The following is a 6,679-nucleotide window of genomic DNA, read 5'->3' on the forward strand; positions in this document are numbered from 1 at the left end:
AATCCGCCTTGGCTAAAGTCGTACTTAGACAATTCTTGCTGCAATAGTTGGCTTGCTTGGCCAAGGCGGATTTTTATTGATGTCTTGCTATACCAGTATGACAAGCGACTATTTATTTGTGGCGTTATTAAGCGCTAAGTCGTCGATGACTGTCTTAGATGACATGGAATTGTCGCAAAATAATCACTTAGATTTAAACAATATTCAACTGGCCGCCCGCATTGATTTAACTGAGTGGCAGGCCGATAAAAGCTCGCGTAAATATATTTCGTTTATTCGTGGTCGTGCGGGCCGTAAAGTTGCCGACTTCTTTTTAGATTTTATGGGCTGTGTTGAAGGGGTTAACATCAAAGCGCAAAACAAAACCTTGATCCATGCGGTTGAAGACTTTGTTGCGGGCAGTGAGTTAACCAAAGATGAACGTCAAGAGTGCCGTAACAAGGTCTTTGACTATTGTTCTGAGCGCGCGGGCTCTGGTGATGTGATTGAAGTTAAAGATTTAGCTGACGAGTTAGCTGATTCCGGCATGGATTCATTTTATGATTTCGCCTGTGGTGGCAGTTATGAGTTGGATGATGAGTTTCCGGCAGATAAAGCCAGTTTACGCAGTTTGAAGAAGTTTTCAGGCACTGGCGGCGGAGTAACATTGAGTTTTGATGGCGGCCATTTAGGTGAACGGGTTATTTATGATCCTATTTCTGACACCATTTTGATAAAAGGTGTGCCGGCCAATTTGAAAGATCAATTGGATCGTCGTTTAAAAGGTGAGTAACTTAAGCAGAACTCAAGCTGAGCTAACTCAATCTGGGTAGTGTGTTGTTATAGCGTCCTATCTGGGCGCTTTTTTATATCTGCTGAAAACACTAATGAAGGTTTAGCGCATGTTATGCTGTTGTGAGTTAGCAGCTGAAGTCACTTTATGTGATGTTACACATTGGTTTTTTATGGGAATGTTATGTTGAATATCGTGATCGTTGGCGCGAATATTAATGATGAAAATAGCCATTCTTTACATCAGTATCCAGATAATTAAATAGCCTAAGTGGCGCTTAATTCAGCACAGTCTAGTCTAGACTTATCTCATGTCTTATTTCACGAATGATGTCGCTGGTACGATCTTTGGCGCAGTTGAATATTTTACTTTTCATTCATTTGTAGTTGAGTAAACTAGCGCCACTTTTTGAGTGTTTTTTGTTTATTGTGCTTTATAGCCTAATGAACTTTGGGGGAGCGATGATTACTGCATACGCCTATCAAAATAGAGAGTTAATCACCACCGAATTGAAAGTGGGCGATAAAGTGCCCGAGTCGACCTTATGGTTAGATTTATTGAAACCCGATGACGAAGAACGTCAGTGGTTGAGCTTGTTTTCAGCTGAAGAAGTGCCCGACGAAGAAGATATTAAAGAAATTGAGGCATCAGCACGTTTTTATCAAAACCAAGATGGTTTACATATTAACTCGTTGTTTCCTCAACGGGTGAGTTCAGATGTGCGTGCAGTGAACGTGTCATTCAACTTACGTGAAAATTTTTTGCTGACAATGCGTGAGGAAGACGTTGGTCTTATCCGTTTATTGCGTAACTACTTGCGTTTAGGTCGTTTAGATATTACCACCCCACAAGGGTTATTATTAGAGTTATTTACCCTAAAAGTAGATTATCTATCTGACTTAATTGAAGATGTTTACAGTGTATTAGAAAATGTCAGCGAGCAAGTGTTTAATGATGAAGAGCTTGATGACGTATTTAAACTGATCACCTTGCAAGAAGACTCTAACGGTAAAATTCGATTAAGTTTATTGGATACCCAGCGCTCCTTGCGTTATATGCAACGTTATTATCGTGATCGTTTGTCGGATGAAAACTTGAAGGATATTCGAGAGATGTTATCGGATATTGAATCATTGATGCCACACAGCCAATTTATTTTCGATAAGTTACAATTCTTGCTTGATGCAGCCATGGGATTCAGTGGCTTGCAACAAAACAAAATTATTAAGATATTTTCGGTATCGGCGGTGGTTTTTTTACCTCCCACGCTCATTGCCAGTAGTTATGGGATGAATTTTCATATTATGCCCGAACTCGATTGGCGATTTGGCTATCCCATGGCGGTCGGATTAATGCTTGCCAGCGCAGCGGGAACTTACTTTTTCTTTAAACGAAAAGGCTGGTTATAACCACAAATTATGCTACAAGAAAGCCATCAATTGTTGCCAATTGATGGCTTTTTTATTTCTCAACAAGGGTGTATCAATTTGTGAATAAGGTCGTTGAATTTTATCATTATTGACATGACGACAACCCAAAAACAGTGTCATTTAGCTGGCTAGCTTTGACCGATACCTAAGCTGATTTGTTCTCGAGGATTTAGGTATTTATGAATTTTCTCAGGCAATGCGGCGGCAGGTAAACTGCGGACAATGGTGAGTCCTTCTTGTTGTAAACTAATGATAGGGGCTAAATCTTTAGGTACTAACTGATCGTATACCACAATATTGGGACACAATAAGTGTTGTAAGTTTACTGACATCACCAAGGCAAATTGGCCACTGGATAACTCGATAATACTCCCAGGAGGATAAACACCTAATAGTTTGATTAGTTTACTAATATACTCAGCATTTAGTTTATTTTTATAATTTTTATATAATAAACCTAAAGCGATACTGGGCGGCTTAGGTTTGATTTGATTAGTACCATTACATAGATTGTCATATTCATTGATCACCGCGATCAATTGCGACAACTTGTCTATCTTGTCTGCTTTAAGGCCTTGTGGATAACCACTCCCATCTAAAAATTCGTGATGATTAGCAATTAATGGTTTAGCCTCTTCCGGGAAATTATCTGCAAGTTTAAGGAAGTTAATGCTCATTAAAGGGTGTTGTTTAATAAAGTTTTCTTCTGGTGTGGTCAGAGGTACCCGCTTATTGAGAATATTACTTGGAATTTTGAGCTTACCTATATCGTGAAATAGCGCCCCCATACCAATAGTCTCTACCTCTTGGCGATTCCAGCCCAGCTCTTTTGCCATCAACATACACAGCATGGAGACGTTAAGTGAATGATGGTAAATATGTTCATCATTTTTAGCATCGGCCATTAAATGCAAGGCTAAGTTATCACTGTTGAGTAGCATGGTGGTCATGTTACTAATGAGATCTTTGGCCTCGATAACCGAGTTAAGAGGTCTGCTGCCGATTTTAGCGACCATGGAATGCATCATTGACACTGAGCGATTAAATTGTTGTTCGGTTTTCTTTAAATCGCGTTTGAGTTTTTGTTGTTCATCTATCTGCGCTGATTTTTGACTGAGCATTTGCTCTTTACGTGCATCGAGTGTTTGCTGGTCAGGTGCTGTAACGTCAGCCGTGTCAGATGTTACCGGTTCAATGTCGCTTTTATCAGGATCAAAAAAAACATCCTTTAGCCCTAATCCTTTGATGAGCTCTATTTGTACTGTGTCTTTAATTTTAAAACTGCTGAACAAAAAAGGATGGTCTTTCCAAGAAATAGGCAAGCGGATAAAAGTACCCACTTCTAATTGATCTACAGATATTTTTTGATTTTTTTTCATATTCAATCGATAGTTACTTTGAAGAACAAAGAGGTATGTTGTGCATTGCGCTTTACAGATGCTTTATAGGCATGGCAGCATACTACTATACATTTATTAACAATAGTTACTCCCTATGGATTTTATTGAAGTATATCCCAATGCGATAAGTAATGACCTATGTGATCGTTTAATGGCAGCATTTAATGCTCATCCTAGTGTGGGGCCTGGTCATACTGGTTTTGGCATTGATACCGACAAAAAGCGCAGTCGTGACTTAATGTTAGACGCTTTTGATGATTTAGCTGAATTGAAAAATGAGCTATTAGCGGCAACATTTACTCACATTAGTGATTATTTTACCCAATATTCATTAACCCTTATGGGGGCCGTGTCAGTGCAAGTTGCTGATGAAAATGGTCAAGCTCAAACCCTGACCCCTGATAATTTTGAAACATTAGGTCGGCCAAGGGCTGCAGCGTTAACTAAGTACTTGTACCGCAGTGGTAGTATCAATGTGCAGCACTATCAGCAAGGTGTCGGTGGCTATCCGCATTGGCATTCAGAGCAATTTCCACAAAATGGCCATAATGAGGCGCTTCATCGGGTAGTGTTATACATGTTTTATCTTAACGATGTAGAAGAGGGCGGTGAAACGGAGTTTTATTATCAGCAGCGTAAAATAAGTCCTAGAAAAGGCACTATGGTCATAGCACCGGCCGGCTTTACTCACAGTCATCGTGGTAATGTGCCCATTAGCAACGACAAGTATATTGCCACTTCTTGGGCAATGTTTAATCGTGCAGAGCAGCTTTATGCGCCATTAAGTTAATGATCACTGTCGAGTAAAGCGTGTTGTTGCTGTATTTACTGCCCTGATAGCTTGCTTAGGTACTTATGTTTAAATGATATTACGTCGTTGCGGAGAGCTGGATCACAAAGGCTGCTCCGCCTAATTCACTGGTCGTAATGGTCATGGTGCCGCCATAACTGCTAACAATTTCATGACATACAGCTAAACCAATGCCTTGTCCTGATGATTGGGTATCGGCTCTCATTCCGCGTTGAATGATTTTTTGTTTAATGGCGTCATCAACTCCAGGGCCATCATCTTCGATACTAAGCTGAATCATGTTGCCATCAAGATGCTGGGCGGTTACTTGTACCTTGTTACTACACAAGCGAAACGCATTTTCCATTAAGTTACCCAATAACTCCATTACATCCCCTTTACTGAGCGGTAAGTGTAATGACGCCGATACTTGCAGTGTGAATATAACGTGTTTGTCCCGATAAATCTTATCAAGCATTTGTGCCACTTGTTGGGCAATAGGTGCGACCTTTGTTTGTTGTTGACGTAAGCCTTGCTGGCCTAACATGGCACGTTTGAGCTGATACTGCACCAGATGATCCATATCATTGATTTGTTCTAGTATCTTTTGCTGTTGCTGCTGACGATCTAAAGAGTCATCGTCAATGATGGCAATGCTGGCAGCAAGACGTGTCTTTAAACTATGAGCCAAATCATTCATCGCATTTTGATAGCGAGTCTGACGTTGATCCGTTTGGTCCATAAGCTGATTTAACGCCATCGTGATACCGTGTAATTCAACGGGATAATCCTGTGAAAGGCTTTTTTTATGTCCTTGTTGTAGTTGTAATAGTTCTTGTTTTAATTGTGTTAACGGCCGCATTCCCCAATAGGCTGCACTGACTAACAGTAGTAATGCAATAGCCATGACGATGGCTAATCTAAAATAAGTTAATCGGTTAAATTGTTTAAGTTCCGTTTTTAATGCCGTCGCGTCTTTTAAAATTAATAGATGATACATTTGATCTTCAACATCAATACTGAGCAAATAAGCAAAGTAGCTTTGCTGGGCGTCAAAATTAAGATAAAACGGCGGTAAATCTTCTTTTATTTGAAGATATTTTTCACAGATGTTATTCAATTTTAAGCTAATCGCGAAATCAGAACGCCATAAAGTGTGATAAGCACTATTACAAGTCGCCATAATATATTGCGTATCAACGTCATCACCTTCACGTGCTTGGGTGATGGGGATTAAATTGTTTTCGCGAAACTCCGCAGCAATGATAGGTAATTTAGCGATTAACGCGCTGGTGGTTTGGTTATAACGGTTTTGGGCATGGAGCAGGGTAATTAACCAAGCCAGACCAAATCCCACTAATGTGATAATGGCCAAGGAAGTAACAAACATTCTTGTTAGCAGGCGTTTTTGAGGTCGGGGAATTAGTCGCATGGGTGATTAAATTTATATCCTTGACCGCGAAGAGTCACAATCGCCTCTGCTATTCCGCCCTGAGCCAGTTTTTTTCTTAATCTACTGATTATTACTTCAATGGTATTGGGATCGCCTTCCTTGTCTGCATATACCACATCAAGTAAACGCTGCTTAGCGATAACTTCATGACTATGGCGCATTAAGTATTCCAAAATAAGGTATTCAAAGGCCGTGATGTCTAATGGTGTTTGATTCAGTGTCACGTTTTTTGCTGCCATATCAATTTGCAGCGCCCCACTGGTGATCGTTGAACTCACAAAACCACAGCTGCGGCGTACGATGGCGTCTAGCCTAGCGATGAGTTCTTCTTTTTGAAATGGTTTAACTAAATAGTCATCGGCGCCAGCATTAAGCCCTTCGACTTTGTCTTGCCACATGAGTCGTGCGGTTAAAATGAGAATCGGGGCTTTGATATCGGCACTACGGAGCATTTTGATTAAGCTTATTCCGTCTTGATCGGGTAAACCTAAATCAATAATAGCAGCATCTATCGGATAGTTAGTCGCTTGATAAAATCCCTCTTTTGCGGTTAATGCGACTTGTACTTGGTTGCCTTGCGCAGATAACTGAACCTGTAAGTGATGTGACAAAATAGGATCGTCTTCAATAACCAATATGCGCATAATTTATCCTTGTTTCGCCGCTGCCTTAGGTAAAATGTGCTCGATTAGTATTACCTTATCAATCTTTTAGGTTAAATATTAAATAGGCTTTGGGTTTACCCGATCAAGACGGAATAAGCTTAATCAAAATGCTCCGTAGTGCCGATATCAAAGCCCCGATTCTCATTTTAACCGCACGACTCATGTGGCA

At 40.3% G+C, this 6,679-nt stretch carries 5 protein-coding genes and 2 pseudogenes; 4 read left to right on the forward strand and 3 right to left on the reverse strand.

From position 1 onward, the window contains the following. Positions 1–61: 61 nt before the first annotated feature. Positions 62–772 (forward strand): annotated as a pseudogene (gene yejK / locus H5185_RS20605) (nucleoid-associated protein YejK); the annotation flags it as partial. Between the two features lie 461 nt (positions 773–1,233). After that, positions 1,234–2,181, forward strand: a complete 948-nt coding sequence (gene corA, locus H5185_RS20610) for a magnesium/cobalt transporter CorA (protein ID WP_124016477.1) — start codon at positions 1,234–1,236, stop codon at positions 2,179–2,181. A gap of 149 nt (positions 2,182–2,330) precedes the next feature. Here the strand turns inward: corA and H5185_RS20615 are convergent, their stop codons facing one another. Next, positions 2,331–3,581, reverse strand: coding sequence for a DUF3391 domain-containing protein (locus H5185_RS20615; protein ID WP_182696984.1), 1,251 nt, complete (start codon positions 3,579–3,581; stop codon positions 2,331–2,333). Between the two features lie 115 nt (positions 3,582–3,696). On the opposite strand from H5185_RS20615, the gene H5185_RS20620 reads away from it, so the two are divergent. Beyond that, positions 3,697–4,392 (forward strand): 2OG-Fe(II) oxygenase, encoded by a 696-nt coding sequence (locus H5185_RS20620; protein ID WP_124016479.1) that lies wholly within the window; start codon positions 3,697–3,699, stop codon positions 4,390–4,392. Between the two features lie 79 nt (positions 4,393–4,471). Here the strand turns inward: H5185_RS20620 and H5185_RS20625 are convergent, their stop codons facing one another. After that, the gene (locus H5185_RS20625) at positions 4,472–5,824 is read right to left on the reverse strand and encodes an ATP-binding protein (protein ID WP_182743037.1); all 1,353 of its coding nucleotides are present in this window, start codon (positions 5,822–5,824) and stop codon (positions 4,472–4,474) included. Beyond that, the gene (locus tag H5185_RS20630) at positions 5,815–6,489 is read right to left on the reverse strand and encodes a response regulator (RefSeq protein WP_182696982.1); all 675 of its coding nucleotides are present in this window, start codon (positions 6,487–6,489) and stop codon (positions 5,815–5,817) included. Before H5185_RS20630 ends, H5185_RS20625 begins: the two co-directional genes overlap by 10 nt. 89 nt (positions 6,490–6,578) lie before the next feature. Between H5185_RS20630 and H5185_RS23120 the strand changes: the two are divergent. Then, positions 6,579–6,679 (forward strand): annotated as a pseudogene (locus H5185_RS23120) (DNA-binding response regulator); the annotation flags it as partial.

Origin of the sequence: Shewanella sp. SG44-6, from assembly GCF_014164185.1 — a bacterium.
Lineage (GTDB): Bacteria > Pseudomonadota > Gammaproteobacteria > Enterobacterales > Shewanellaceae > Shewanella > Shewanella vesiculosa.